Origin of the sequence: Delftia tsuruhatensis, from assembly GCF_903815225.1 — a bacterium.
Classification (GTDB): Bacteria; Pseudomonadota; Gammaproteobacteria; order Burkholderiales; family Burkholderiaceae_C; genus Comamonas; species Comamonas tsuruhatensis_A.
On sequence record NZ_LR813084.1, the window covers coordinates 4240001 to 4263537 of the forward strand.

Below are 23537 nucleotides of genomic sequence, written 5' to 3' on the forward strand. Positions count from 1 at the left end.
GCCCGAGAAGCTGATGGCTTCCAGACCCTCGGCCTGCAGCGCAATGGCCAGCAGGGCCGACGATGCCTGCTCGCCCGTGGAGGCCAGCATGTCGAGCTCGCGGTAATAGGCTGTCTTGGCCGAACTGGGGGCCAGCTCGCTGGCCAGGCCCAGGAGGCGGTTGGTCTCGCCACTCATGGCGCTGGGAACGACCACCATCTGGTGACCGGCCCTAGCCCACTTGGCCACGCGCTTGGCAACGTTGCGAATGCGCTCTGTAGAGCCCATCGAGGTGCCGCCGTATTTATGAACGATCAGTGCCATTGGATATCAGGGTGACGAAACTGCTTGCCACGGCGCTGTACGACAAGGAAGTGCCTGTGCAAGCCGGGGAGCGAAAGGACCACGCATGAAGCGTGGATGCCCTGCCTGACCCCGTCCTGCGCAAGTCGTTTGGTTTTGGCGCGCCGCCGGTTTTCGTGCAAAGTTGGACCAAAACCTGTCAATTGTACCAATCGAGCACGGCCCCTTGCCGCCGCACGAAACCACGCCCCATCTTGAGATGGATGCGGTGACCTCGCGTACGGCAAACGCCGATCTGCGAGAGCAGTTGCTCCAGCTGCGCGGCACTGGGCGTGGTGGCATGCACGCTGCGCAGCCAGTGGCGCAGCACGTTGGCCTGGCGGGCGCGGCTGAGGGCCTGCAAACCGGCGATGCGTGGCGGGCAGCCCACCATGGCGAGATCGGCCTCGGCCAGCTCCACCAGCAGCTCGGCTGCCTCGGCGCAGTGCCGGCTGCTGCGGGCAAAGGTGGCGCGAAACTGCGGGAAGGCCTGTTGCAGCGCGGGCAGCAACCGGGCCCGAATGCGATTGCGCGTGTAGCGCGCGTCGGCGTTGCTCGGATCTTCCACCCACGCCTGGTCACGCGCCACGAGCCAGTCGCGCAGCGCCGGGCCCGGCACCTCCAGCAAGGGACGATGCCATTCGAGATCCGCCCGGCCCCAGCGCGCCGGCATGGCGGCCAATCCGGCGACTCCCGCCCCCCTGGACAACGCCAGCAGCAGGGTCTCGACTTGGTCATCTGCATGCTGGGCCAGCGCGATGCTGCGCACAGGCCCGGCCAGCGCGGGCCAGGGCCCTTGCGCGGCCTCGATCAGCGCGGCATAGCGCAGCTGGCGCGCAGCGTCTTCCGGACTCTGGCCCGGCGCATGGCGGGCGTCGATGCGGCAGATCTTCAGCGCGATGGCCTGCTGCGCGCAGACCGCCTCGCAACGGGCCGCAAAGGCCTCGGCCGCGGATTGCAGGCCGTGGTGGACATGGATGGCGACGACGCGGCCCGGCCAGCGCCGGGCGCACGCCAGCAGCAGGGCCGTGGAGTCGGCCCCGCCACTGAAGGCAATGGCCAGCGGCAGAGCCGGCGCAAAGCGCCGCATGGCCTCATCCAGGGCAGCGCCCGGCGCCGGGTTTGGCTGGTCGATGTTCGATGTCACGGACTGGGCTCGGGTAACGGAGGAATCCGCCTTGCCTCAACGACAGACGGCTCCCCGAGGAGCCGTCCAGTGTGCCAGAGCGCGGGGCGTTCAGCGATTGTCCGCCTTGGTATCGGCGAAGCGGCCGTAGCTTTGCAGGCGCTCGTAGCGGCGGTCCTGCAACTCCTTGGGCTTGAGGTCGGCCAGTTGGCGATAGGCATCGCCCAGCGCGCGCTTGAGGAAGGTGGCCATCTGCCTGGGGTCGCGGTGCGCGCCACCCACTGGCTCGTTGACGATCTTGTCCACCAGGCCCAGGGCCTTGAGGCGGTGGGCCGTGATGCCCATGGCATCGGCCGCGTCCTCGGCCTTTTCCCCGGTCTTCCAGAGAATGGAGGCGCATCCTTCGGGGCTGATCACGGAGTAGACGGCGTACTGCAGCATCAGCACCTGGTCGGCGACGGCGATGGCCAGCGCACCACCGGATCCGCCCTCGCCGATGATGGTGGTGATGATGGGCGTCTGCAGTTGCGCCATCTCATAGATGTTGCGGCCGATGGCCTCGGACTGGCCGCGCTCCTCGGCATCGATGCCGGGGAAGGCGCCCGGCGTGTCCACGAAGGTGAACACGGGCAGGCCGAACTTCTCTGCCGTCTTCATGAGGCGCAGGGCCTTGCGGTAGCCCTCGGGACGGGTCATGCCGAAGTTGCGCAGCGTGCGCTCCTTGGTGTCACGGCCCTTCTGGTGGCCGATGACCATGCAGGGCGTGCCATTGAAGCGCGCCAGGCCGCCGACGATGGACTGGTCGTCGGCGAAGTGCCGGTCGCCGTGCATCTCGATGAAGTCGGTGAAGCACTCGCGCACATAGTCCAGCGTATAGGGACGCTCGGTATGCCGCGCGATCTTGGTGATCTGCCAGGGTGAGAGGTCGCTGTAGATGTCCTTGGTCAGCTGCAGGCTCTTCTTGCTGAGCTGCTCGATCTCTTCCGAGATATCGACCGCGCTTTCCGTCTGCACGTAGCGCAGTTCCTCGATTTTGGATTCGAGCTCGGCGATGGGCTGCTCAAAATCCAGAAAGTTCTTTTTCGCCAACTTGTTTCTCCTTGTCCCAGCCAGGCACGGTGCATGCATTCGGGCCGGAAAACGGGGGGATGATCGGATGTGATCGGTTTGTCTTCAGGCCGCCGGCTGCGTCTCGAGCGAGCGCCAAATATACCAAGTCGCCACGGTGCACCACGGCTTCCAGGCCTCGGCCACCTCGCGCGCCTCGCTGCGGCTGACGGGATCGCCCGAAAAATAGTTCTGGCTGATGCCCGAGATCAGGCCCGCATCGTCCAGCGGCAGCACGTTGGGCCGCTGCAGGTAGAAGATGAGGAACATCTCGGCCGTCCAGCGGCCCACGCCGCGGATGGACATGAGCTCGGCAACGATGGCCTCGTCGCTCATGCCCTGCCAGTCGTCCTGGTGCAGCCGGTGCTCGGTGAAGTGCATGGCCAGGTCCACGAGGTAGTCCACCTTGCGCGCGGACAGGCCCGCCGCGCGCATGTCGTCCACCTTGAGCCGCAGCACCAGGTCAGGCGTCATCTGCGCGGGCAACCTGGAGAACTTGTTCCACAGGTTCTGCGCGGCCTTCATCGAGATCTGCTGACCCACGATGGAGCGCGCCAGCGTGGCGAAGGCATCGCCGCCGGGTTGCATGGCCAGGTGGGCGAAGCGCGGGATCAGCCGCTTCATCACCCGGTCGCGGCGCACGAGCTGGCGGCAGGCCTCGGCCCAGTAGGCCGGCGCCCCCTCGGGAGGCGCAGGCAGCGAGATCTTGGCCTTGGAGGCTGCCGCGGCCGCAGGGGCGGAACCCGTGCGCGCCCCCAGCGTCACCACCGGCAGGGGAGCGGGCTGCTGCTCGGGCACGGGCAGGTCTGCCACCAGGGGCAATTGCTCGAAATCCATGGTGTCCAGGGGTTTGGCGGAGGCCATCAAAGGACCTCCCCGCACCTGGCGCGGCTCATCAGGCAAGGCATACGGATCAGCCTTTGGCGGCTGCCTCCCATGTCGTGCCTGCGGCGGAATCCTTCAGGACGATGCCCTGCTCCAGCAAGGCCTTGCGGATGCGGTCGGCCTCGGTCCAGTCCTTGGCGGCCTTGGCGGCTGCGCGCGCGGCGATCTGCGCCTCGATGGCCGCGGCATCCACATCGGATGCGCCCGCCTGCAGGAAGGCCTGCGGATCCCCCTGCAAGAGGCCCAGGCAGCCTGCCAAGGCCTTGAGCAGGCCCGCCGTCTCGGCGCTCTGGCTGCGGTTGACCTCGGCGGCCAGCTCGAACAGCACGGCCACCGCCTCGGGCGTGCCGAAGTCCTCATCCATGGCGGCCTTGAAGCGAGCTGCCAGGGGATGGCTCCAGTCGACGGACGTCTCGGCAGGCGCCACCAGGCTCAGCGCCGTGTACAGGCGCTTGAGCGCGCTGCGCGCGTCGTTCAGGTGCACGTCGCTGTAGTTCAGCGGGCTGCGGTAGTGGCTGCGCACGACGAAGAAGCGCACCGTCTCGGCGTCGTACTCCTTGAGCACGTCGCGGATGGTGAAGAAGTTGCCCAGCGACTTGGACATCTTCTCGTTGTCCACGTTGATGAAGCCGTTGTGCATCCAGACCTGCGCAAAGGGCTTGCCGGTCGCACCTTCGCTTTGCGCGATCTCGTTTTCATGGTGCGGGAACTGCAGGTCGGCACCGCCGCCATGGATGTCGAAGCTCTCGCCCAGCATCTCGCACCCCATGGCCGAGCATTCGATGTGCCAGCCGGGGCGGCCCGTCCCCCAGGGGCTGGACCACTTGACCTCCTCGGGCTCGGAGGGCTTGGCACTTTTCCAGAGCACGAAGTCCAGCGGATCCTGCTTGCCGTCCTGCACGGCCACGCGTTCACCGGCCTGCAACTCGTCCAGAGACTTGCCCGACAGCTTGCCGTAGCCGGGGAACTTGCGCACCGCGAAATTGACGTCGCCGTCCGTGCCCTGGTAGGCCAGGCCCTTGTCCTGCAGGCGGCGGATCATGGACAGCATCTGAGGCACGTACTCCGTGGCACGCGGCTCGTGCGTGGGGCGCTCTATGCCCAGCGCGTCGGCATCCTGGTGCAGTGCGTCGATCATGCGGTCGGTCAGCGATCGGATGGTCTCGCCGTTCTCGACGGCGCGCCGGATGATCTTGTCATCGATGTCGGTGATGTTGCGTACATAGGTCACCCTGTGCCCGCTGGCACGCAGCCAGCGCTGAACCACGTCGAAGGCGATCATGGAGCGCGCATGTCCCAGGTGGCACAGGTCGTAGACGGTCATGCCGCACACGTACATGCGCACATGGCCCGGTTCGATCGGCGAAAACGCTTCCAATGCACGCGACAGCGTGTTGTAGATACGCAAACTCATGGGTGTCTATCAGGGGAGAGAGGGCCGCTGCAGGAGGGCGCTTTGCGCACGCCACCGGACCCTTGGCGCCAATGCAGGCATGCTCGCGGGGAGCAGGAGCGGCAGGCGCGGAGCCCGTGTGACCCAGCACACCCCTCAGCTACAATTGACCGCAGTATAAGCCCGCGCCGCGGGGCGTTCCCCCGAGGCCCTGAAAGCACCTACATGCCTCTACGCAACTCGTTTCGCTCCGCCCTGCGCCTTGCGGCAATGGCGGCCCTGCTCGCCACAGGCCACGCCCATGCCGACGACTACACGGATGTGAACCAGTTGCTGCGCAACGGCAAGAGCAGCCAGGCGCTGGAGCGCGCCGACACCTACCTGGCCAAGAATGCGCGCGATCCCCAGATGCGCTTTCTCAGGGCCGTGGCCTTGACCGACAGCGGCAAGACCGACGAGGCCATCGCGGCATTGAACCAGCTCATCGAGGACTATCCCGAGCTGCCCGAGCCCTACAACAATCTGGCCGTCATCTACGCGGGCCGGGACCAGCTGGACAAGGCCCGCTCCGCCCTGGAGTCCGCCGTGCGCAACAACCCCGGCTACGGGGTGGCCTACGAGAACCTGGGCGACATCCATGCCCGCCTGGCCTACCAGGCCTATGCCAAGGCCCAGGGCCTGGATGGCCGGGCCGCCAGCGTGCGCCCCAAACTCAAGCTGCTGCGCGAATTGCTTCAGGCACCGGTCGCCGGCACCACCCGGTAAACCTTCTGCCAGCCCACGCGGGCCCGGACCCGCCGGGCCCCTCTCCCCCTGGCCGGGCACGCCGGAACCTCGCCGGTTTTTCCCACTCCATTTCCCCAGCCCTTTGGCTTTCTCAGGAGACTCGCATGACCACACGCCGCACGGCATCGCTTTCCCTGGCCGGCATGGCCCTGGCCGCATCCCTTTTCACCGCCCTGCCCGCCATGGCACAGAACGCCATGCCCAAGGTGCAGCTCAAGACCAGCATGGGGGACATCGTGGTGGAGCTCAATGAAGCCAAGGCCCCCAAGACCGTGGCCAACTTCCTGCAGTACGTGCGCGAAAAGCACTACGACGGCACGGTGTTCCATCGCGTGATGGACGGCTTCATGATCCAGGGCGGCGGCATGGATGCCAGCCTCAAGGAAAAGCCCACGCGTGCGCCGATTCCCCTGGAGGCCGGCAACGGCCTCAGGAACGACCGGGGCACCATCGCCATGGCCCGCACATCCAATCCCAACTCGGCCACCTCGCAGTTCTTCATCAACGTGGTGGACAACGAGATGCTCAATGCGCCCAAGCCCGATGGCCACGGCTACGCGGTCTTCGGCCGTGTGGTGCAGGGCATGGACGTGGTGGACAAAATCCGCACGGTGGCCACGGGCAACCAGGGCATGCACCAGAATGTACCCACCAAGCCGGTGACCATCGTCTCGGCCACCGAAGTCAAGTAATCCGTCAACCGCGCGCCACGCCTGCCGCGGCGCGCCCCTCCCCTCAGCCCAACAAGGAACGGCCATGAGCAATCCCCAAGTCGAACTCCACATCGCCGGCCACGGCGTCATCACCCTCGAACTCGACGCCGACAAGGCGCCCAAGAGCACCGAGAACTTCCTGGCCTATGTGAACAAGGGTCACTACGACAACACCATCTTCCACCGCATCATCGATGGCTTCATGATCCAGGGCGGCGGCTTCGAGCCCGGCATGAAGCAAAAGGACACGGACGCCCCGATCGAGAACGAGGCCAAGAACGGCCTGAAGAACGACAAGTACACCATCGCCATGGCCCGAACCGGCGACCCGCACTCGGCAACCGCACAGTTCTTCATCAACGTGGCCGACAACGGCTTCCTGAACCACACCTCCCCCAGCGCCCAGGGCTGGGGCTACGCCGTGTTCGGCAAGGTGGTCAAGGGCGCCGAGATCGTGGACAAGCTGCGTGGCGTGAAGACCGGCCGCAGCGGCTTCCACCAGGATGTGCCCAAGGATGATGTGGTCATCGAAAAGGCCGTGGCCCTTTAATACGCGCCGCGAAGGGCGGCCGCCGGCCGCCCTGTTGCCCATGGGCATGGCCTGCACCGTGTCCATGGGCAACAGTCCACACAGCCGCCCCTCGGGATGCGGCCCTACCACGCCATGACCGCCGCGCCCCGCTCCTGTCCCGCCCTGCCCGCCGTGGCCGAACGGCAGGTTCCCGCGCCATGGAACACGCTGGACTTCATCTCCGACCTGCACCTGCAGGCCGACGAATCCGCCACCGTCGAGGCGTTTCAGCGCTATCTGCGCGCCACGCAGGCCAACGCCGTGTTCCTTCTCGGCGACCTGTTCGAGGTCTGGGTGGGCGACGACGCGCTGCTGGAGCCCGGCAGCTTCGAATCCTCATGCGCGGCCATGCTGCGCGGGGCCGCTCGCCGGCGCCCGCTGTTCTTCATGCAGGGCAATCGCGATTTCCTCACCGGCGCGCAGTTCGACGCCTTGTGCGGCACGGTCACGCTGGCCGACCCCACCGTGCTGGACTGCGGCGGTCAGCGCCTGCTGCTCAGCCATGGCGATGCACTGTGCCTGGACGATGTGGATTACCAGCGCTTTCGCTCCATGGCCCGGTCGCCGGCCTGGCAGGAGGCCTTCCTGGCCCAGCCCCTGGCGCAGCGCCGCGCGCAGGCACGCGGCATCCGCGAAGAAAGCGAGTCCCGCAAGCGCGGGGCCGGCGGGAACACGGGTGGGCACGATGCCGGCATGCCCACGTACGCCGACCTCGATGCCGAGGCCACGCGCAGCTGGCTGCGCGCCGCCGGGGCCGAGACACTGATCCACGGCCACACGCACCGTCCCGCCGACCATGACCTGGGCGACGGCCTGCGGCGGGTAGTGCTCAGCGACTGGGACCTTTGCGCGCGCGTGCCGCGCGCCGAGGTGCTGCGCTGGGAGCGCGGCCACGGGCTGCGGCGCCTGCCGCTGGCCCGGGTGCTCGAACAGGCGGCGGCACGATGAGCCTGTGGCGACAACTGGGCCATTGGGCCCGGCGGCTGGGCCGCCGTGCACGGGCCACCGTCGCCCCGCTGCCCGAGATCCCCGCCGCGCTGTGGCTGTCCACGCTGGCCGCCTATCCCTTCCTCGCTTCGCTGACGCTGGAGGAGCAGTCCAGGCTGCGGGCACTGGCCGCCGCCTTCCTCCAGCGCAAGCGCTTTCACGGCGCGCACGGGCTGGAAGTCACGGATGCCATGGCGCTGGAGATCGCCGCCCAGGCCTGCCTGCCGCTGCTGCATTGGGGAGAACCGCAGCGCGCCCTGGCCTGGTATGACGACTTCGTGGGCATCGTCGTGCATCCCGGCGATGCCGTGGCACGGCGCGAGAGCATGGACGAAGCGGGCGTGATCCACCACTACGACGAAGTCCTCATGGGCGAAGCCATGGAGGGCGGCCCTGTCATGCTGAGCTGGCAGGCCATAGGCGCTGGGCGCGGCCCCCATGCAGGCCACCACGGCCATGGCGGCCAGCCCGCCAATGTGGTCATCCACGAATTCGCCCACAAGATCGACATGCGCAACGGCGGTGCCGATGGCTGCCCGCCCCTGCCCCCAGGCTTCATGGGCAGCAGTTCGGCTCGCCAGGCGCGCGAGATCTGGCAGGCCGCCTGGGCACCGGCCTATGACGCCTTCCGCGAGCAGGTCACCATCGCCGAGCGCTTCGGCGGCCAATGGCCCTGGCTGGATGACTACGGCGCCACCGCACCCGCCGAATTCTTCGCCGTGGCCTGCGAGGCCTTCTTCGTGGACCGGCTGCGCTTCGCCCAGGAATTTCCCACGCTGGCGCCGCTGCTGGCCGCGCTATTCAAGCCTGCGGGTGCCTGACCGGCGCAGACCTCCCTCAGGGCCTGGGCAAACAGGCGCTGTTCCTCATACTGCCCTCCGGCCTGGCGCTCGAACAAGGTGATGGGTGGCAAAGTCCAGCCGAAGCGGTGGCGCACGATGCCTACGCCAGCGATGCGCACCAGTTCCTCGGCAATGTCGGCAGGCACGATGGATACGGCCCGCTCATTGGCGGCCACCAGCTCGCCGATGACCTTGGCCGACAGCGTTTCCACGAACGGCGGCGGCGGCTCCACGCCGGCGCGCAGGAAAAAGTCGGTGATCTGCTCGCGCATGGGCGTGCGGCGCTGGCCCAGCACCCAGTCCAGGCCGGTGAGCTCGGCCCATTGCAGCGGCCGGCGCCCCAGCCGCATGGCCAGGCCGCGATGGGCGATCAAGCGCGGCTCCTGTTCATAGAGCACGCTGTGCCGCATGCCTGTCATGTCGAGCACGGCGGAGGTGCGTCCGATCACGCAATCGAGCTCATGTGCGCGCAGCTTCTGCAGCAGGCGGTCGCTGGTGTCCTCATGCAGCGTCACGGTGATGCGCCGGCCCCGGGGCCGGGTCCTGCCAATCGCATCGGCCAGCATGCGGGCGGGCAGGAAGGGGATGACACCCACTTGCAGATGCGCCGCACGCTGCTGGCCCACGGCCTCGATATCCTGCGCCCAGTGGTCCAGATCGGCCAGCATGCCCCGGGCACGTGCCAGCACCAGTTCCCCCAGATCCGTGGGCTCCATGCCACGTGAGGAACGCAGGAACAGGGGCGCACCGAACAGTGACTCCAGTTCGGCCAGGGCCTGCGTGACGGCCGGCTGGCTGGTGGCCATGCGCTCGGCCACGCGGGTCAGCGTGCCCTGCTCGCTGATGGAGCGCAACAGCGACAGATGCTTCATCTTCAGGCGTGTGGCCATGCGGTGCGCCAGCAGGCTGGCACTGGTAGGGGGTGAGGGTTCCGGCATGGCATCACTCATAAGAAAAACCATATTGAACAATAAAAACAAACGAATTTCTTCTTATGCATGCCCTTCAGAATTTCCGCATTCGGCAGCACAAATGCGGAAAGGCGGAGCAGGAAGATGGATGGTTTGCATCTGGTCATTGCGCTGGGCGCGGCAGCGGCAGGCTTCGTGCAGGGCCTGTCAGGCTTTGCCTTCGGCATGGTGGCCATGTCGTTCTGGGCCTGGGTGCTGCAGCCCCAGGATGCTGCGGCGCTCGCGGTGTTCGGCTCCCTGGTGGGCCAGGTGATCTCGGCCATCACCGTGCGCCGGGGCTTCGAGCTGTCCCGGCTGCTGCCCTTCATCCTGGGCGGCCTGGCGGGCATTCCGCTGGGCGTGATGCTGCTGCCGCACCTGGACATGGCCTGGTTCAAGGCACTTCTGGGTGGCATGCTGGTGCTGTGGTGCCCCGTGATGCTGCTGTCCGGCAGGCTGCCCCGGCTGGCGCGCGGCGGAAAGCTGGCCGACGCAACGGTGGGCCTGGGCGGCGGCGTGATGGGCGGGCTGGGAGGCTTCACGGGCACCCTGCCCACGCTGTGGTGCACGCTGCGCGGCTATCCCAAGGACGTGCAGCGCTCGGTGATACAGAACTTCAACCTGTCCATGCTCGCCGTGACCATGGGCACCTACCTGGCCACGGGCATGGTCACACGCAGCATGCTGCCGCTCTTCGCCATCGTGGCACCCGCCATGGTGATTCCCTCGCTGCTGGGCTCCAGGCTCTACATCGGCATCAGCGAGGCGCGCTTTCGGCAGATCGTGCTGGGGCTGCTGTGCCTGTCGGGCGCGGCGCTGCTGGCCTCGTCGGTGCCGGTATTGTTCCGGCGCGGGGCCTGAGCGCGCGCCGGACCGAAGCAGCAGCCCCGCGCAGGCATCCGCACGCAGAAGGCACCTGGTCCGGCGCGCAACGAGCCCGTGCCCGGCCCTGCCTCACCCGGGCCTCGCTCAATACCGGGCATCTGCCGGCTTCCTGTCCCTGGGCCAGTCCTTGTGCTTGCTGGCGAAGTCCGGGCGCGGCTGGTGGCTGAAGTACTCGGCCACGTCCACGGCCTCCTGGTCGCTCAGGCCGCCCTGGCCCAGCGGGAAGCTGCCATGGAACGCGATCGGCATGTTGCGCTTGACGAAGGCCGCCGCCGTATAGGTGCGCGCCATGCCCGCGCCGATGTTGAAGGACGCGTCGCCCCACAGCGGCGGATAGACCCACTGGCCCCGGGCGTTCTTGATGCCCTCGCCCTCGCTTCCGTGGCAGACGGCGCACTGGGCCGCATAGACCTTCTTGCCGTTGTCCACATCGGGGACGATGTCACGGCTGATCTTGCCCACGCCCCGGCCTTCGACCTTGTCCTCGGGCCGGGTCTCGCGGCGCATCCAGTCGAAGTAGGCGACCATGGCCTTGATCTCCTCGGACTCCAGCGGCAGCGGCTTGCCGTTCATGGAGCGCAGGAAACAGCCATTGATGCGGTCCTCCAGCGTGATGACGCGGCCGGCGCGCGGTGCATAGCCGGGAAAGAAGGCAGAGACGCCGACATAGGGCGAACCATCGGCCACGGTACCCGCGTTCAAGTGGCAGCTGGCACAGTTGAGCGCATTGCCGACATTCCTGGGCAGCAGCTCGCGCGTCTCGATGTTCAGGCGTGCGCCGTAGACCAGCTGGCTGGCGTTCTTCTCATCGAGCATGGCCGCCAGGCGGGGCGTCTCGAAGGGACGGGTGTTCTCGCCCCTGGCATCCAGTTCCTTGCGCAGGGTCTTCACGTCCCTGGCCTGGATCTGGCGCGCATCGGTGCGGCCCCAGCTCTTGCGCGCGAAGTTGAGGATGTCGGCGATCTCCGCATCCCCGAGCTGTGCGAAGGCCGGCATGGTCAGCGGCCGCGCATGGCTTTGCGTGACGGGCGCCTTCCAGCCCACCAGCATCAGGTGAATGAGGGTGGAGGGGTCCTGGGACTGCAGCGAAAAATTGCCAGCCAGCGGGGGAAACACATCCTTGACGCCGCCGCCGTCGGCGCGATGGCAGTCGGCGCAGAACTGCAGATAGCCCAGGCCGCCACGGCTGGCGTAGAGATCGGCAGGCACATCGGAGGATGCTGCCACCGGCGCGCGCGAAGTGTGTGGTGCGATGGCCGGAGCAGGCCCTTGTGCGACCTGCATGGGCAGGTCGTTCTTGCCTGCGGGCAACGACTTGAGATAGGTGCCGATGGCCAGCAGGTCCTCGTCGCTCATGTACTGGGTGCTGTGCTGGACGACATCGACCATGTTGCCCGAGACCGTGCCATGGCTGTTGCGGCCGGTCTTGAGCAGCTGCGCGGTCTCTTCGGGAGTCCACAGGTTGCGCAGGCTCAGGGCGCGCCAGTGCTCCACGGTTTCGCCGGCCAGGAAATACGCGCCCTTGCGGCCCTCGCCGGACATGGCCTTTTCCTGGAAGCCCACGCCGCGCGGCGTATGGCAGGCGCCGCAGTGCCCCAGGCCCTGTACCAGATAGGCACCGCGGTTCCACTGGGCGCTTTGCTGGGCGCTGGCCTGGAAGGGCGTGTCATCCAGGAACACCCAGTTCCACAGCGCCAGGCCCCAGCGCTGGTTGAACGGAAAGCCCAGGCCGGACGCCTTGTTGGCGGCCTTCACGGGCGCCACGCCCTGCATGAGATAGGCGTACAAGGCCTGCATGTCCTCGGCCGTCATCTTGGCGTAGGAGGGATAGGGCATGGCCGGGTACAGGTTGCGGCCATCGGCCGCCACGCCCTTGCGCATGGCCCGGTCGAACTGCTCGAAGCTGTATTTGCCCATGCCGGTATCGGCATCTGGCGAGATATTGGTGGAATAGATCTTGCCGAAAGGTGTTTCGAGCGCCAGCCCACCGCCCATGGGCTGTGATTTGTTTCCTGTATGACAGGCAACGCAATCACCCAGGCGTGCGATATATCGGCCGCGATCGACCAGGGTTCTTTGCTCCGCCGTCAGGTCCGCCGCGTAATCGGCGGGCAGGTCATCAATGATTTGCGGTATTTGCGCATGGTCCACTCCGGGCGCCGGCGCCGAAATGGCCAGTTGCCAGGCGGCGGCCGACAGCGCGGCCACGCACAGCAAGCCTTGCTTGAGCGAGAGTTTCATCGTCTTCGATCCACTGAAATGAATTATTATTTAAAGAGGCAAAACGGATATTGACGAGATATTCAACCCAACGCCTGCAGCCATTGCAGCAAATGATCATCTCTTTGTACAAGATCTTCTTATATATACAAATTCTAGTGGTATCCGCTTATTTTTTCATGCAAACCGATGAAAACGATAAGCTAATAGCGCATTTAACGCGGGCTTAATCAATGCAAGGAAAAAGCGCGCGCAGCCGCCTCGGGCGCGCACGAAAAAGCGGCCCGCAAGGGGCCGCTGATTTCACTGCCGGTGTATCGGGTGGCTGCTCGCCCGCCGGGCTCAGGCCGCCTGGCTGCAGCGGTGCGCCGCCTGTGCCACGCTGTGCGCGTCCACGCCAAAGTGGCCGCGCAACGCGGCACGCGTGTCACTTCGGCCAAAGCCGTCCGTGCCCAGGGTGAGGAATCGCCTGCCTGCGGGCAGGAAGGCGCGCACGGTCTCGGGCACGGCGCGCACATAGTCGGTGGCGGCAATCACCGGGCCCTGCGTGCCGTGCAGCAACTGCGCGATCCAGGGCTGGCCAGGTGCCTCGCCCGCCAGCATGCGCTGCTCGCAAGCCACGCCATCGCGCGCCAGCTCGCTCCAGCTGGTCACGCTGACCACGGTGGCGGCCATGCCCTCGCTGGCCAATTGCTCGGCGGCCTTGAGCACTTCGGTGAGGATGGCGCCCGATCCCAGCAAGGTGACATGCTGCGTGGCACGGCCCGCATCGCCAAAGCGGCCGAATACGTAGCCGCCGCGCAGCACGCCTTCGGCCGCACCCGGAGGCAGGTCAGGTTGGGCGTAGTTCTCGTTCATCAGGGTGATGTAGTAGAAAACGTCGCGCTGCTCGACCAGCATCTCGCGCATGCCGGCGTCGAGGATGACGGCCAGCTCGCCCGCATGGGCCGGGTCGTAGGCCTTGCAGTTGGGGATGGTGGCGGCCACGAGGTGGCTGGACCCGTCCTGGTGCTGCAGGCCCTCGCCGCCCAGCGTGGTGCGCCCCGAGGTGGCGCCCAGCAGAAAGCCCCGCGCGCGCTGATCGGCGGCCGCCCAGATCGCATCCCCCACGCGCTGGAAACCGAACATGGAGTAGTAGATGTAGAACGGAAGCATGGCCAGGCCGTGCACGCTGTAGCTGGTGGCCGCGGCCGTCCAGCTGGCGATCGCGCCGGCCTCGCTGATGCCCTCCTCCAGGATCTGGCCGTCCAGCGCCTCGCGGTAGGACAGCACGGAGCCGATGTCCTCGGGCGCATAGCGCTGGCCCAGGCTGCTGTAGATGCCCACCTGCTTGAACAGGTTGGCCATGCCGAAGGTGCGCGCCTCGTCCGCCACGATGGGCACGATGCGCGGGCCCAGCTGCGCATCCTTGAGCAGGGAGCCCAGCATGCGCACGAAGGCCATGGTGGTGCTCATCTCCTTGCCGGCAGGCGCCAGCGCAAACTGCGCGTACTGATCCAGGGCGGGCACGGGCACGCGGTCGCACACGGTTTCGCGGCGCGGCAGCGCGCCGCCCAGGGCCGCGCGGCGCGTGCGCAGATACTGCATCTCGGCGCTGTCCTCGGCGGGCCGGTGAAAGGCCAGGCCTTTGGCCTGTTCGTCGCTCAGCGGCAGGTTGAAGCGATTGCGAAACTCGATCAGGTCGGTCTCGTCCAGCTTCTTCTGGCTGTGCGTGGTCATCTTGCCCTGCCCGGCCGAGCCCATGCCGTAGCCCTTCTTGGTGTGGGCCAGGATCACCGTGGGCTGGCCGCGATGGGCGGCGGCCGCCGCATAGGCGGCGTGGATCTTCACAAGGTCATGGCCGCCGCGCTTCAGGCGGTCGATCTGCTCGTCGGTCAGGCCCTGGGCCAGGGCCGCGAGTTCGGGGTTCTGGCCGAAGAAATGCTCGCGGTTGTAGCGCCCGTCCTTGGCCGCGAAGGTCTGCATCTGACCATCCACCGTGCCACCCAGCGTGCGAGCCAGGGTGCCGGTGAGGTCGCGTGCGAACAGGCCGTCCCAGTCGCTGCCCCACAGCAGCTTGACCACGTTCCAGCCCGCGCCGGCGAACAGTCGCTCCAGCTCGTCGACGATGCGGCCGTTGCCACGCACCGGGCCGTCCAGCCGCTGGAGGTTGCAGTTGACCACCCAGACAAGGTTGTCCAGGCCCTCGCGCGCAGCCAGCGTGAGGGCGCTCATGCTTTCGGGCTCGTCCATCTCGCCGTCGCCGAACACACCCCAGACCTTGCGCTCCTGGCAGTCCAGCAGGTCGCGGTGCGTGAGATAGCGCATGAAGCGCGCGTGATAGATGCTGCTGATGGGACCTATGCCCATGGAGCCCGTCGGGAACTGCCAGAAGTCGGGCATCAGCCAGGGGTGCGGATAGCTGGACAGCCCCTGGGCGCCGGTGGCGGGTGCGCTGATCTCCTGGCGGTAATGCTGCAGGTCCTGCTCGCTCAGGCGCCCCTCGAGGAAGGCCCGGGCATAGACGCCGGGTGCGCTGTGGGGCTGGAAGAACACCAGGTCGCCCCGGTGCTGGCCCGGCGCCAGGCCCTCGCGTGCATGGAAGAAATGGTTGAAGCCGGTCTCGAACAGGTCAGCCGCGCTCGCATAGCTGGCGATATGGCCGCCCAGCTCGCCATAGGCCTGGTTGGCGCGCACCACCATGGCCAGGGCATTCCAGCGCATGATGGACGCCAGCCGCTCCTCCAGCGCGAGATCGCCGGGAAACAGCGGCTGCGCCTCGGCCGCGACACTGTTCAGATAGGGCGTATTGAGGTCGGGCTGCCAGCCCAGCCGCTGCTCGCGCGCCATGCGTGCAAGCTCCTGCAGCACGAAGCGCGCGCGCTGCGGCCCCTCGGTGGCGACCAGGGCCAGGAAAGCGTCGCGCCATTCGGCGGTTTCCAGGGGATCGGTATCGATATCGGCCAGCGCGGCCAGCGGCGTGGGTGCGTTCATGGCTGCCACTTTAGGGCTTGCGCCGCGGCATGAGCAGCCGTTCCTGGATCAGGAAAACGCCATATCCCGGCATTTCATGCCTCATTTTTCATAAACTTCAGCATATGAAACTGGACACAATCGATTTGCGCATACTGGCCGAGCTGCAGGCCGACGGCTCGCTTTCCAATGTGGAGCTGGCGCGGCGCGTGCACCTGTCGCCCTCGCCATGCCTGGCGCGCGTCAAGGCGCTGGAGAAGGCGGGCGTGGTCGCGCGCTATGTGGCCCTGGCCAATGCAGCGGCCCTGGGCCTGGGACTCAATGTGTTCATCAACATCAGTCTCAAGTCGCAGGCCAAGGAATCGCTGGCCGACTTCGAGCGCCGCATCGCCGAGCATGACGAAGTCATGGAGTGCTACCTGATGAGCGGCGACGCGGACTACCTGATCCGCGTGGCCCTGGCCGACATCGGCGCGCTGGAGCGCTTCATCGTCGAGCAACTGACCCCCATCCCGGGCATAGAGAAGATCCGGTCCAGCTTCACGCTCAAGCAGGTGCGCTACAAGACCGCCCTGCCCCTGCCCAGCGCGGCCTGAAGTCCGCGCCTCAGCGTGCGGACTTGTCCATTTCGCCAGTGGCGATGCGGCGGCGGAACTCGCCGAGCACGGCCTTGAGGCGGCGCTCGTTGTCCAGGCCCACGCGCACCAGCATCTTCTGTCCACTGGACAGGGACTGCAGCCCGGGATCAGCGTACTCGTAGCGCACCCAGGGCTGGACCGAAGGCACCTCGCCCTCCACCCTGGTCAGCCGAACCTGGAGCGGGTCGGCCGGCTCGGGCGCGGCACGCAGGTGGTCGATCACATCGATCAGGCGATCGTTGAAGTACCTGCGCGGATAGCCCAGATCCTCATAGGCGGCCTGGAACAACGGATACAGCCGGACATACAGGCTGGCCGCCGCATCCAGGGGAACGGCCTCGGCAAAGGCCACGAAGGCCTGGTAGCGCGCGGCATTGGCGGGCGCGATGGTCTGGGCATCCTCGGCGCCTTCCACCTGGAAGCGCTGGGGCGACGGGTGCACGGGCCACAGGCGCGCCGGTGCCTGGGAGCGTGTCAGGTTGTCCACCGTGGCGACGGCGCGGCGCACGAAGCCATCGGTCTGCAGGAAACGGCCCACCTTGTCGCGACCCAGCAGGCCATCGAGCGCCTGGGCCACATGGGCATCGGAGTCCTGCAGCGCGGGCAGTGCCGGTGACGGCGGCTCCAGCGCATCGATGGGGTGCTGGGGTTCTGAGACTTCAGGCGCGGGCGCCGGCTCGGCCGGTGGCGTGGGAGCTTGCGCCACGACAGGCGCAGCCTCGGGCACCGGCGCGGGACGCCACCAGTACCACCAGGCCGCGCCCGCTGCCGCGGCAGCCACCAGCACGGCCGCTGCGATACCGGAATGGGAGGTGCCGGAGGATGTGGCGCGCGGGCGGAAATCTTGGGGATCGCGTTCAGGCATGGCGGGAGTCCTTTGGCTTGACGGGCAGACACAAGGGCAGCGCGGCTGCCGCTGAGTTGTGCGACAGCAAAGCTCAGCGGGGGTTCCCTCGCTTTGCTGACGCCACGCCCTGCCTGTTTACAAGCCCGTCCCGCTGCCGCACCGGGCCTCGCCTCGCACCGGGCAACATGGCGTTACCCGCGTTACCCGCGTTACCCGCGTTACCCGGCCGACGCCCCCAACTGCTCCAGCCAGCCCATGGCCGCCTGCAGCTCGTCAGGGCGGATCTCATGCATGCTCGGGTACTCGTGGTAGCTCAGCTGAAGGGGCAGCCTCTGTACGTGGCTGCGGATGGCATGGGCACTGGTCAGCGGAATCACGTTGTCATAACTGCCATGGCTGACCCACAGCGACTTGCCAGCAAACGCCGCATCGGGGGCCTGCCGTGGCAGCGCCTCGGGCAGCAGCCGGCTGTGCCAGCACATGGCCGCGCGCAGCAGCGCGGGCTGGGTCAGCAGCAGGCTCAGCGCCATGATGCCGCCCTGGCTGAAGCCGCCGGCCACGGTGCGCTGCGCGGGAATGCCCAGCTGCAAGCCGGCCGACTGCACGGCCTGGGCCACCAGGGCCCGGCTGCGTTCCTCCTGGGCCGCGTGGATGTGGCGCGTCCCGTCGGCATCCACGGTGAACTGGAACCAGGCATGGGCACTGGGGCCCATGTCGAAGGGCGCGCGCAGGCTCAGCACATGGAACTGCGGCGGCACGAAAGGCGCCAGACCGAACAGATCCTGTTCATTGCTGCCGACGCCATGCATGAGCACCAGCAGCCACGGCTGCTGTCCCGGCGCGGGTTGTGCGGGGCGCTCCAGCGCCAGCAGGGGCAGATCGATCATTGCGGACTCCTTGTTGTCGGTTCTTCATGCCCCGCGCCTCTGCGCGCCCGGGCCCACGCGCCATTGTGGCCTGTCGGCACGGCAGTCCGGGCAGATGAACCTCATGCAGGGCTGTCGGCCAGGGCCTCATCGAAGACCACGGCATCCATGGCCAGGATCCCGTACTGGACCTCGCGGCTCAGATAGCGGGGCCGCGCCTGGATGCCTGCCGCGCCCAGCGCAAAGAACAGGGGCAGGAAATGCTCCTCGGTCGGATGGGCGCGCTGCGCGTCCGGTGCCTGTGCACGGTAGTCGAGCAGGGCCGGCAGGTCATGGCTGCGCATGCGTGCCTCGATCCAGCGGCTGAAATCCTGCACATAGGGCAGCGATCCGCTGCTGCCGCCCACGGCGGCATCGGCGCGCACGGCGTCGTCGCCCAAGGCCTCTTGCAGGGCCTGCACGGCCTGGTCCACGGCCAGCGGCTTCTCGCCCGTGCCACCACGGAACTCGCGCAGGTTGTGCGTCATGCTGCCGGAGCCGACGATGAGCACGCCCTCGTCGCGCAGCCCGGCCAGGGCCGCGCCCAGCGCATGGGTCTCGGCCGGGCCTGCCGAGGCGGGCAGCGAGACCTGGACCACGGGCACGTCGGCCTCGGGCAGCACATGCATGAGCGGCACCCAGGCGCCATGGTCGAAGGGCCGCTCACCATTGGGCGTGGCCGCGATGCCCGCGCCGCGCAGGCGCTCGATGACTTCCTGCGCCAGCCGGGGCGCGCCGGGAGCCGGGTATTGCAGTTCGTACAGGGCGGGGGGAAAGCCGCCGAAATCATGCCAGGTCGCGGGAACGCTGCCCGTCATGACCTCGACGCCACGCGCCATCCAGTGCGGCGACATCACCACCACGCCACGCAGCGGCCCGTGGGACTGGCGCAGGGAGCGGCCCCAGCGCGTGAGCACGGGGCCGGTCTCGCCCTGTTCGAGCGCGAACATGGGCGAGCCATGGGAGACATAGAGCACGGGCAGCCGCGTGCCGGCGACAGGGCTGGTGGAGACGTGGGAATCTTGCATGCCATTAATGTAGGGACGCCCACCCGCCGCGCCAAGCCACCCATGGCGGCACACATTGTTGCGCTGGCGGTGTCAATCGTCGCGCGGACGGCCCCGCAGGGCCTTGATGGCGCCGTTGCGGCTCTTGCTTTCCAGACGCCGGCGCTGCGATCCCAGGGTCGGTCGGGTGGCGCGGCGCAGAATGGGCTCGGGGTAGGCTGCGGCCACCAGCGCATTGAGCCGCTGCAGCGCCGCACGCAGGTTCTGCTCCTGCGTGCGGTACTGCTGGGCCTTGATCACGACCACACCCTCCTGGGTGATGCGCCCGTCGCGCAGCGCCAGCAGGCGCTGCTGCACGGCCTCGGGCAGGCGCGAGGCGCGCACGTCGAAGCGCAGATGCACGGCGCTGGAGACCTTGTTCACGTTCTGCCCGCCCGCCCCCTGCGCCCGCATGGCCGTCCACTGCACCTCGTGCAGTTCGATGGGCTTCATGCGTTCAGCCATCGAGCGCTGCGCACAGCGCGGCCACGAAGGCCTCGGGCCGCTCGTGCATCACCCAGTGGCCTGCGCCGGGCACCAGGGCCAGGCCGCGAAAATCGCGCGCATGGCGTGCGAAGGCATGGGCCAGCTCGGCCATCATGGGCCCGGGGTAGAGCGCATCGTGCTCGCCATAGATGGCCCATACAGGGCAGGCCACGGCGTCCAGGGCACGGGCCAGCACATCGGTGTGCGACAAACGCCGGCGCGGCAGGCGGTCGCGCTCCACGTTGAGCACATGCAGGGCCAGCGTGTCCTCGTCGATCAGGCTCGCGTCATGCAGCATCAGGGCCTGGAGGTTGTAGCGGTGCGCCGCGCCCTGGGCCTGGGCCGTGGCCAGGTGGCGCCAGCCCTTGAGCCGCACGGCCAGCCCCTTGCCCACTCCCATGCCGGGCGCGCCGGCCAGCACCAGGCGCCGCGCCAGCCTGCCGTCGGCCGCGGCCAGCATGCCGGCCGTCATGCCGCCGAAGGAAAAGCCGACCAGATCGCACAGCGGCGCGCCGGGAGCACGCCCTTCGGCCATCAGCGTGTACAGCCCCTGGCGCAGTGGTTCGATCAGGGCATCGGCATCCTGGCCGCCAGGCACGGCATCGGAATCGCCAAAGCCGGGAAGGTCGGGCAGCCACAGCTGCTTGCCCTGGGCCAGCAGCGCATCCATGCAGCGCAGCCAGTGCGTCCAGCTGCCGCTGCCGCCGTGCAGCATCACCACAGGCAGCGAGCCCGAACGGGTTTCGCCCCAGACATGCCAGACGATATGGCCGTCCCCAGGCCTGCCGGCCACCAGCGGCGTGGTCAGCCGACGCGCTTGCCCGCGCAGGCGTTCGATGGCGGCAGGAACGCTCACCACTGCGCCACGGCGTCGATGGCCAGGCCATAGCCCGCCACGCCGAAGCCGCACATCACGGCCCGGGCAGCGGCCGACAGGTAGGAGTGGTGGCGAAAGCTCTCGCGCGCATGGACATTGCTGATGTGCAGTTCCACCAGCGGCACGCCCGTGCCCTTGACGGCGTCCAGCAGGGCCACGCTGGTATGGGTGTAGGCGGCGGCATTGAAGACCAGGCCCGCGAGGCGGCCTTCGGCATGCACGCGGCCGGCTTCGTGGATCCAGTCCACCAGCTCGCCCTCATGGTTGCTCTGGCGAAACTCCAGCGCCAGGCCGTGGCGGGCACAGGCGGCCTCGCACAGCTGGCGCACATCGGCCAGGGTCTGGGAGCCATAGATGGCGGGCTCGCGCAGGCCCAGCAGGTTCAGGTTCGGGCCATTGAGGACATAGACGGTTTTCACGGCGGAGGCACTCCAGGTTTCCAACGGCCAGGATTATGCGGGCCATCCCCCTACCCGCCGCAAGGCAGGTACCACGGGAAAAGCCGCCCCGAAGGGCGGCGCAAGAGGAATCAGGCGGGAAACGCGAGCCCGGCGCTCAGCGGCGCCAGTGGCCATGCCCATGGCCGTGACCATGGCGATACTCGCCGCGATATCCCCCCCGGTAGCCGTACCCATATCCGTAGCCGGGCATGACCACCACCGGTGGCGCGCGGTAGACGGCGCGCGGCGCGTAGTAGACCGGCGGCGGCGGCGCATAGTAGACGGGCGGCGGCGGAGCCACATAGACCGGCGGCGGTGCCACATAGACGGGCGGGCCGTACATGCCCGGTGAATTCAGGCTGATGGACCACTGCACGTCGCCACGGGCCTGGGCTGCGCCCGAGGCCATCAGCGCGGCCAGTGCCAGGCCGGCCGCCGCTGCTCTTGCAACCCACGGGGAAGCTGTCGTTGTCATGGTGTCTCTCCTCGAAGTTGGACTGGCGTGGCAGGCATTGCCCCGAAGTCCGCCCCCCGGCACTTTGGCGGGAGACGGCACACACACCCTGCATTCTCAACGCGCGACGGGGGTCAACGGATGGCATGGCCGCCTACAAGATTGTTTCCAAATGCCTCAGCCCCTGGCCGCCAACAGTGCCTGAATACCTGTCGGAACGCCGCCACAGGCAGGCGCCTACAATGCGCAGATGAGCTCTGCTGACGCCTCCCAACTCTCCAAAGATCCGGTCAAACCGAGTAACTTCTTGCGCCAAATCATCGAGGCCGACCTGGCCAACGGCACGCATACCCAGCGCCGCTGGGGGGGCAGCCCCGGTGACGGCGCCCACCACAACCAGGGCCAGGTGGACGTGGCGAAGATCCGCACGCGCTTCCCGCCCGAGCCCAACGGCTACCTGCATGTGGGCCATGCCAAGGCCATCTGCCTGAACTTCGGCCTGGCGCGCGACTACGAAGGGGCCTGCCACCTGCGCTTCGACGACACCAACCCCGAGAAGGAAGACCAGGAATACGTGGACGGCATCATCGACGCCGTGCACTGGCTGGGCTTCGGCTGGAAGGAAGCAGACGGCCACGAGAACCTCTACTACGCAAGCAATTACTTCGACTTCATGTACCGCGCCGCCGAGTACCTGATCGAACAGGGCCTGGCCTACGTGGACGAGCAAAGTGCCGACGACATGAAGGCCAACCGTGGCGACTTCTCGCGCCCCGGCGTGGACAGCCCGTTCCGCGGCCGCACGGTGGCCGAGAACCTGGCGCGTTTCCGCGAGATGCGCGACGGCAGGCTGCCCGATGGCGCGGCCGTGCTGCGCGCGAAGATCGACATGGCCTCGCCCAACATCAACCTGCGCGACCCGGCCATCTACCGCGTGCGCCATGCCGAACACCACAACACCGGCAACCAGTGGTGCATCTATCCGATGTACACCTTCGCCCACCCCATCGAGGATGCGCTGGAACACATCACCCACAGCATCTGCACGCTGGAGTTCGAGGACCAGCGCCCGTTCTACGACTGGCTGCTGGACCACCTGCGCGAAGGCGGCCTGATCGCCGCGCCGCAGCCACGCCAGTACGAGTTCTCGCGCCTGCACCTGACCTACGTCATCACCAGCAAGCGCAAGCTCAAGCACCTGGTGGACAACGGCATCGTCAGCGGCTGGGACGACCCGCGCATGCCCACCATCGTCGGTCTGCGCCGGCGCGGCTACACGCCCCAGAGCATCCAGGCCTTCTGCGAACGCATCGGCGTGACCAAGGACTACGCCTGGATCGACTACTCCACGCTGGAGGGCTGCCTGCGCGAAGACCTGGAAAACCAGGCCCATCGCGGCATGGTCGCGCTGGACCCGCTCAGGCTGGAGCTGACCAACTGGGCCGAGGTCTTCGGCAGCGCCGACCACCTGGAGGCCTGCGAACTGCCCGCCCTGCCCCACGGCGCCGAGGGCCAGCAGGTGCCGGTGCGCCGCTTCACGCTGGGCAGCGAGGTCTGGATCGAGCGCGAGGACTTCGCTGAAGTGCCTCCCAAGGGCTACAAGCGCCTGTTCCCCGGCAACAAGGTGCGCCTGAAGGGCGGCTATGTGATCGAGTGCACAGGCTGCGAGAAGGATGCGGATGGCAACGTGACCAAGGTGCTGGCCACGGTGGTGCCCGACACCAAGAGCGGCACGCCGGGCGCGGACAGCGTCAAGGTCAAGGCGGCCATCACCTGGGTGGGCGTGGCCGATGGCGTGCAGGCCGAGGTGCGCCTGTACGACCGCCTGTTCACCGATCCTCAGCCCGACGCGGGCGGCAAGGACTTCCTGACCCTGCTCAACCCCGACAGCCTCAAGGTCGTGACGGCCTATGTAGAACCCTCGCTGGCCAACGCCCAGCCTGACGACAAGTTCCAGTTCGAGCGCTTCGGCTACTTCGTGGCAGACCGCAAGGACCACGCACCGGGCAAACCGGTCTTCAACCGCGTGACGGGGCTCAAGGACTCCTGGGGCAAGTGAGCGTTCCCGGCCCCTCCTGCTTCGCAGGGGTGGGCCATCGCGCATCG

General features: G+C 67.6%; 22 protein-coding genes and 1 pseudogene (1 of these 23 cut by a window edge). 8 read left to right on the top strand and 15 right to left on the bottom strand.

Annotated elements, in window-relative coordinates; all coding sequences use genetic code 11:
- The 5 genes from L1Z78_RS19320 to cysS all read right to left on the bottom strand — a co-directional run.
- On the bottom strand, nucleotides 1-303 hold the start of the coding sequence (locus L1Z78_RS19320) for an aspartate kinase (RefSeq protein ID WP_234637977.1). 963 nt of this gene lie to the left of the window's left edge; 303 of the gene's 1266 nt are visible here — the first part of the coding sequence; the start codon lies at nucleotides 301-303; its stop codon lies off the left edge, out of view.
- 178 nt (nucleotides 304-481) lie between these two features.
- Nucleotides 482-1411 (bottom strand): tRNA lysidine(34) synthetase TilS, encoded by a 930-nt coding sequence (gene tilS, locus L1Z78_RS19325; RefSeq protein WP_234642214.1) that lies wholly within the window; start codon nucleotides 1409-1411, stop codon nucleotides 482-484.
- 147 nt (nucleotides 1412-1558) lie between these two features.
- On the bottom strand, nucleotides 1559-2536 hold the full coding sequence (locus L1Z78_RS19330) for an acetyl-CoA carboxylase carboxyltransferase subunit alpha (RefSeq protein ID WP_234637978.1): 978 nt from the start codon (nucleotides 2534-2536) through the stop codon (nucleotides 1559-1561).
- Between the two features lie 84 nt (nucleotides 2537-2620).
- A complete protein-coding gene (locus L1Z78_RS19335) occupies nucleotides 2621-3418 on the bottom strand; it encodes a DNA-3-methyladenine glycosylase family protein (RefSeq protein WP_234637979.1) in 798 nt (265 codons plus the stop codon).
- 49 nt (nucleotides 3419-3467) lie between these two features.
- The gene (gene cysS, locus L1Z78_RS19340) at nucleotides 3468-4853 is read right to left on the bottom strand and encodes a cysteine--tRNA ligase (protein WP_234637980.1); all 1386 of its coding nucleotides are present in this window, start codon (nucleotides 4851-4853) and stop codon (nucleotides 3468-3470) included.
- A 204-nt stretch (nucleotides 4854-5057) separates the two neighbouring features.
- On the opposite strand from cysS, the gene L1Z78_RS19345 reads away from it, so the two are divergent.
- From L1Z78_RS19345 to L1Z78_RS19365, 5 genes are all read left to right on the top strand, one after another.
- Complete coding sequence (locus L1Z78_RS19345) at nucleotides 5058-5597, top strand: tetratricopeptide repeat protein (RefSeq protein ID WP_234637981.1); 540 nt, start codon at nucleotides 5058-5060, stop codon at nucleotides 5595-5597.
- Nucleotides 5598-5722: 125 nt separating this feature from the next.
- Nucleotides 5723-6310 carry a peptidylprolyl isomerase gene (locus tag L1Z78_RS19350; protein WP_234637982.1) on the top strand — a complete coding sequence of 196 codons (588 nt, stop codon included), beginning with the start codon at nucleotides 5723-5725 and terminating at the stop codon, nucleotides 6308-6310.
- Nucleotides 6311-6374: 64 nt separating this feature from the next.
- Nucleotides 6375-6881, top strand: a complete 507-nt coding sequence (locus tag L1Z78_RS19355; RefSeq protein WP_234637983.1) for a peptidylprolyl isomerase — start codon at nucleotides 6375-6377, stop codon at nucleotides 6879-6881.
- Nucleotides 6882-6995: 114 nt separating this feature from the next.
- Complete coding sequence (locus tag L1Z78_RS19360) at nucleotides 6996-7850, top strand: UDP-2,3-diacylglucosamine diphosphatase (protein WP_234637984.1); 855 nt, start codon at nucleotides 6996-6998, stop codon at nucleotides 7848-7850.
- Nucleotides 7847-8710, top strand: coding sequence for a zinc-dependent peptidase (locus L1Z78_RS19365; RefSeq protein WP_326491952.1), 864 nt, complete (start codon nucleotides 7847-7849; stop codon nucleotides 8708-8710). Before L1Z78_RS19360 ends, L1Z78_RS19365 begins: the two co-directional genes overlap by 4 nt.
- On the opposite strand, the pseudogene L1Z78_RS19370 reads toward L1Z78_RS19365, so the two are convergent.
- Nucleotides 8707-9669, bottom strand: a pseudogene (locus L1Z78_RS19370) (LysR family transcriptional regulator); the annotation flags it as partial. The gene L1Z78_RS19365 and the pseudogene L1Z78_RS19370 overlap by 4 nt on opposite strands.
- 117 nt (nucleotides 9670-9786) lie before the next feature.
- On the opposite strand from L1Z78_RS19370, the gene L1Z78_RS19375 reads away from it, so the two are divergent.
- Nucleotides 9787-10542: a sulfite exporter TauE/SafE family protein gene (locus tag L1Z78_RS19375; RefSeq protein WP_234637986.1), complete on the top strand. Its 756-nt coding sequence runs from the start codon at nucleotides 9787-9789 to the stop codon at nucleotides 10540-10542.
- Nucleotides 10543-10650: 108 nt separating this feature from the next.
- On the opposite strand, the gene L1Z78_RS19380 is transcribed toward L1Z78_RS19375, so the two are convergent.
- Together L1Z78_RS19380 and mdeB are read right to left on the bottom strand one after the other, a co-directional pair.
- Nucleotides 10651-12807: a c-type cytochrome gene (locus L1Z78_RS19380; RefSeq protein WP_234637987.1), complete on the bottom strand. Its 2157-nt coding sequence runs from the start codon at nucleotides 12805-12807 to the stop codon at nucleotides 10651-10653.
- A gap of 321 nt (nucleotides 12808-13128) precedes the next feature.
- Nucleotides 13129-15759, bottom strand: a complete 2631-nt coding sequence (gene mdeB, locus L1Z78_RS19385) for an alpha-ketoglutarate dehydrogenase (RefSeq protein WP_234637988.1) — start codon at nucleotides 15757-15759, stop codon at nucleotides 13129-13131.
- A 104-nt stretch (nucleotides 15760-15863) separates the two neighbouring features.
- Between mdeB and L1Z78_RS19390 the strand changes: the two genes are divergently transcribed.
- Nucleotides 15864-16334 carry an Lrp/AsnC family transcriptional regulator gene (locus L1Z78_RS19390; RefSeq protein ID WP_234637989.1) on the top strand — a complete coding sequence of 157 codons (471 nt, stop codon included), beginning with the start codon at nucleotides 15864-15866 and terminating at the stop codon, nucleotides 16332-16334.
- A gap of 10 nt (nucleotides 16335-16344) precedes the next feature.
- Here the strand turns inward: L1Z78_RS19390 and L1Z78_RS19395 are convergent, their stop codons facing one another.
- The 7 genes from L1Z78_RS19395 to L1Z78_RS19425 form a co-directional block, all read right to left on the bottom strand.
- Nucleotides 16345-17241: a DUF3014 domain-containing protein gene (locus L1Z78_RS19395; RefSeq protein ID WP_234637990.1), complete on the bottom strand. Its 897-nt coding sequence runs from the start codon at nucleotides 17239-17241 to the stop codon at nucleotides 16345-16347.
- Nucleotides 17242-17441: 200 nt separating this feature from the next.
- The gene (locus tag L1Z78_RS19400; RefSeq protein ID WP_234637991.1) at nucleotides 17442-18110 is read right to left on the bottom strand and encodes an alpha/beta hydrolase; all 669 of its coding nucleotides are present in this window, start codon (nucleotides 18108-18110) and stop codon (nucleotides 17442-17444) included.
- 101 nt (nucleotides 18111-18211) lie between these two features.
- Nucleotides 18212-19156, bottom strand: a complete 945-nt coding sequence (locus tag L1Z78_RS19405; RefSeq protein WP_234637992.1) for a DODA-type extradiol aromatic ring-opening family dioxygenase — start codon at nucleotides 19154-19156, stop codon at nucleotides 18212-18214.
- Nucleotides 19157-19228: 72 nt separating this feature from the next.
- Nucleotides 19229-19639 carry an alternative ribosome rescue aminoacyl-tRNA hydrolase ArfB gene (gene arfB, locus L1Z78_RS19410; protein ID WP_234637993.1) on the bottom strand — a complete coding sequence of 137 codons (411 nt, stop codon included), beginning with the start codon at nucleotides 19637-19639 and terminating at the stop codon, nucleotides 19229-19231.
- Nucleotides 19632-20516, bottom strand: coding sequence for an alpha/beta fold hydrolase (locus tag L1Z78_RS19415; RefSeq protein ID WP_234637994.1), 885 nt, complete (start codon nucleotides 20514-20516; stop codon nucleotides 19632-19634). Before L1Z78_RS19415 ends, arfB begins: the two co-directional genes overlap by 8 nt.
- Nucleotides 20513-20956: a type II 3-dehydroquinate dehydratase gene (gene aroQ / locus L1Z78_RS19420; protein WP_234637995.1), complete on the bottom strand. Its 444-nt coding sequence runs from the start codon at nucleotides 20954-20956 to the stop codon at nucleotides 20513-20515. Before aroQ ends, L1Z78_RS19415 begins: the two co-directional genes overlap by 4 nt.
- Nucleotides 20957-21092: 136 nt before the next feature.
- On the bottom strand, nucleotides 21093-21452 hold the full coding sequence (locus L1Z78_RS19425; RefSeq protein ID WP_234637996.1) for a hypothetical protein: 360 nt from the start codon (nucleotides 21450-21452) through the stop codon (nucleotides 21093-21095).
- 229 nt (nucleotides 21453-21681) lie between these two features.
- Between L1Z78_RS19425 and L1Z78_RS19430 the strand changes: the two genes are divergently transcribed.
- Nucleotides 21682-23490, top strand: a complete 1809-nt coding sequence (locus L1Z78_RS19430; RefSeq protein ID WP_234637997.1) for a glutamine--tRNA ligase/YqeY domain fusion protein — start codon at nucleotides 21682-21684, stop codon at nucleotides 23488-23490.
- Nucleotides 23491-23537: the final 47 nt, after the last annotated feature.

Bases quoted from the DNA above. Each gene is read 5' to 3' on its own strand.
- L1Z78_RS19365 (WP_326491952.1), top strand. From the start codon at position 7,847: ATGAGCCTGTGGCGACAACTGGGCCATTGGGCCCGGCGGCTGGGCCGC.
- L1Z78_RS19395 (WP_234637990.1), bottom strand. From the start codon at position 17,241: ATGCCTGAACGCGATCCCCAAGATTTCCGCCCGCGCGCCACATCCTCC.
- L1Z78_RS19345 (WP_234637981.1), top strand. From the start codon at position 5,058: ATGCCTCTACGCAACTCGTTTCGCTCCGCCCTGCGCCTTGCGGCAATG.
- L1Z78_RS19375 (WP_234637986.1), top strand. From the start codon at position 9,787: ATGGATGGTTTGCATCTGGTCATTGCGCTGGGCGCGGCAGCGGCAGGC.
- L1Z78_RS19425 (WP_234637996.1), bottom strand. From the start codon at position 21,452: ATGACAACGACAGCTTCCCCGTGGGTTGCAAGAGCAGCGGCGGCCGGC.
- L1Z78_RS19350 (WP_234637982.1), top strand. From the start codon at position 5,723: ATGACCACACGCCGCACGGCATCGCTTTCCCTGGCCGGCATGGCCCTG.
- L1Z78_RS19405 (WP_234637992.1), bottom strand. From the start codon at position 19,156: ATGCAAGATTCCCACGTCTCCACCAGCCCTGTCGCCGGCACGCGGCTG.
- L1Z78_RS19380 (WP_234637987.1), bottom strand. From the start codon at position 12,807: ATGAAACTCTCGCTCAAGCAAGGCTTGCTGTGCGTGGCCGCGCTGTCG.
- L1Z78_RS19430 (WP_234637997.1), top strand. From the start codon at position 21,682: ATGAGCTCTGCTGACGCCTCCCAACTCTCCAAAGATCCGGTCAAACCG.
- L1Z78_RS19335 (WP_234637979.1), bottom strand. From the start codon at position 3,418: ATGGCCTCCGCCAAACCCCTGGACACCATGGATTTCGAGCAATTGCCC.
- cysS (WP_234637980.1), bottom strand. From the start codon at position 4,853: ATGAGTTTGCGTATCTACAACACGCTGTCGCGTGCATTGGAAGCGTTT.
- L1Z78_RS19360 (WP_234637984.1), top strand. From the start codon at position 6,996: ATGACCGCCGCGCCCCGCTCCTGTCCCGCCCTGCCCGCCGTGGCCGAA.
- L1Z78_RS19355 (WP_234637983.1), top strand. From the start codon at position 6,375: ATGAGCAATCCCCAAGTCGAACTCCACATCGCCGGCCACGGCGTCATC.
- L1Z78_RS19400 (WP_234637991.1), bottom strand. From the start codon at position 18,110: ATGATCGATCTGCCCCTGCTGGCGCTGGAGCGCCCCGCACAACCCGCG.
- mdeB (WP_234637988.1), bottom strand. From the start codon at position 15,759: ATGAACGCACCCACGCCGCTGGCCGCGCTGGCCGATATCGATACCGAT.
- L1Z78_RS19390 (WP_234637989.1), top strand. From the start codon at position 15,864: ATGAAACTGGACACAATCGATTTGCGCATACTGGCCGAGCTGCAGGCC.
- arfB (WP_234637993.1), bottom strand. From the start codon at position 19,639: ATGGCTGAACGCATGAAGCCCATCGAACTGCACGAGGTGCAGTGGACG.
- tilS (WP_234642214.1), bottom strand. From the start codon at position 1,411: ATGCGGCGCTTTGCGCCGGCTCTGCCGCTGGCCATTGCCTTCAGTGGC.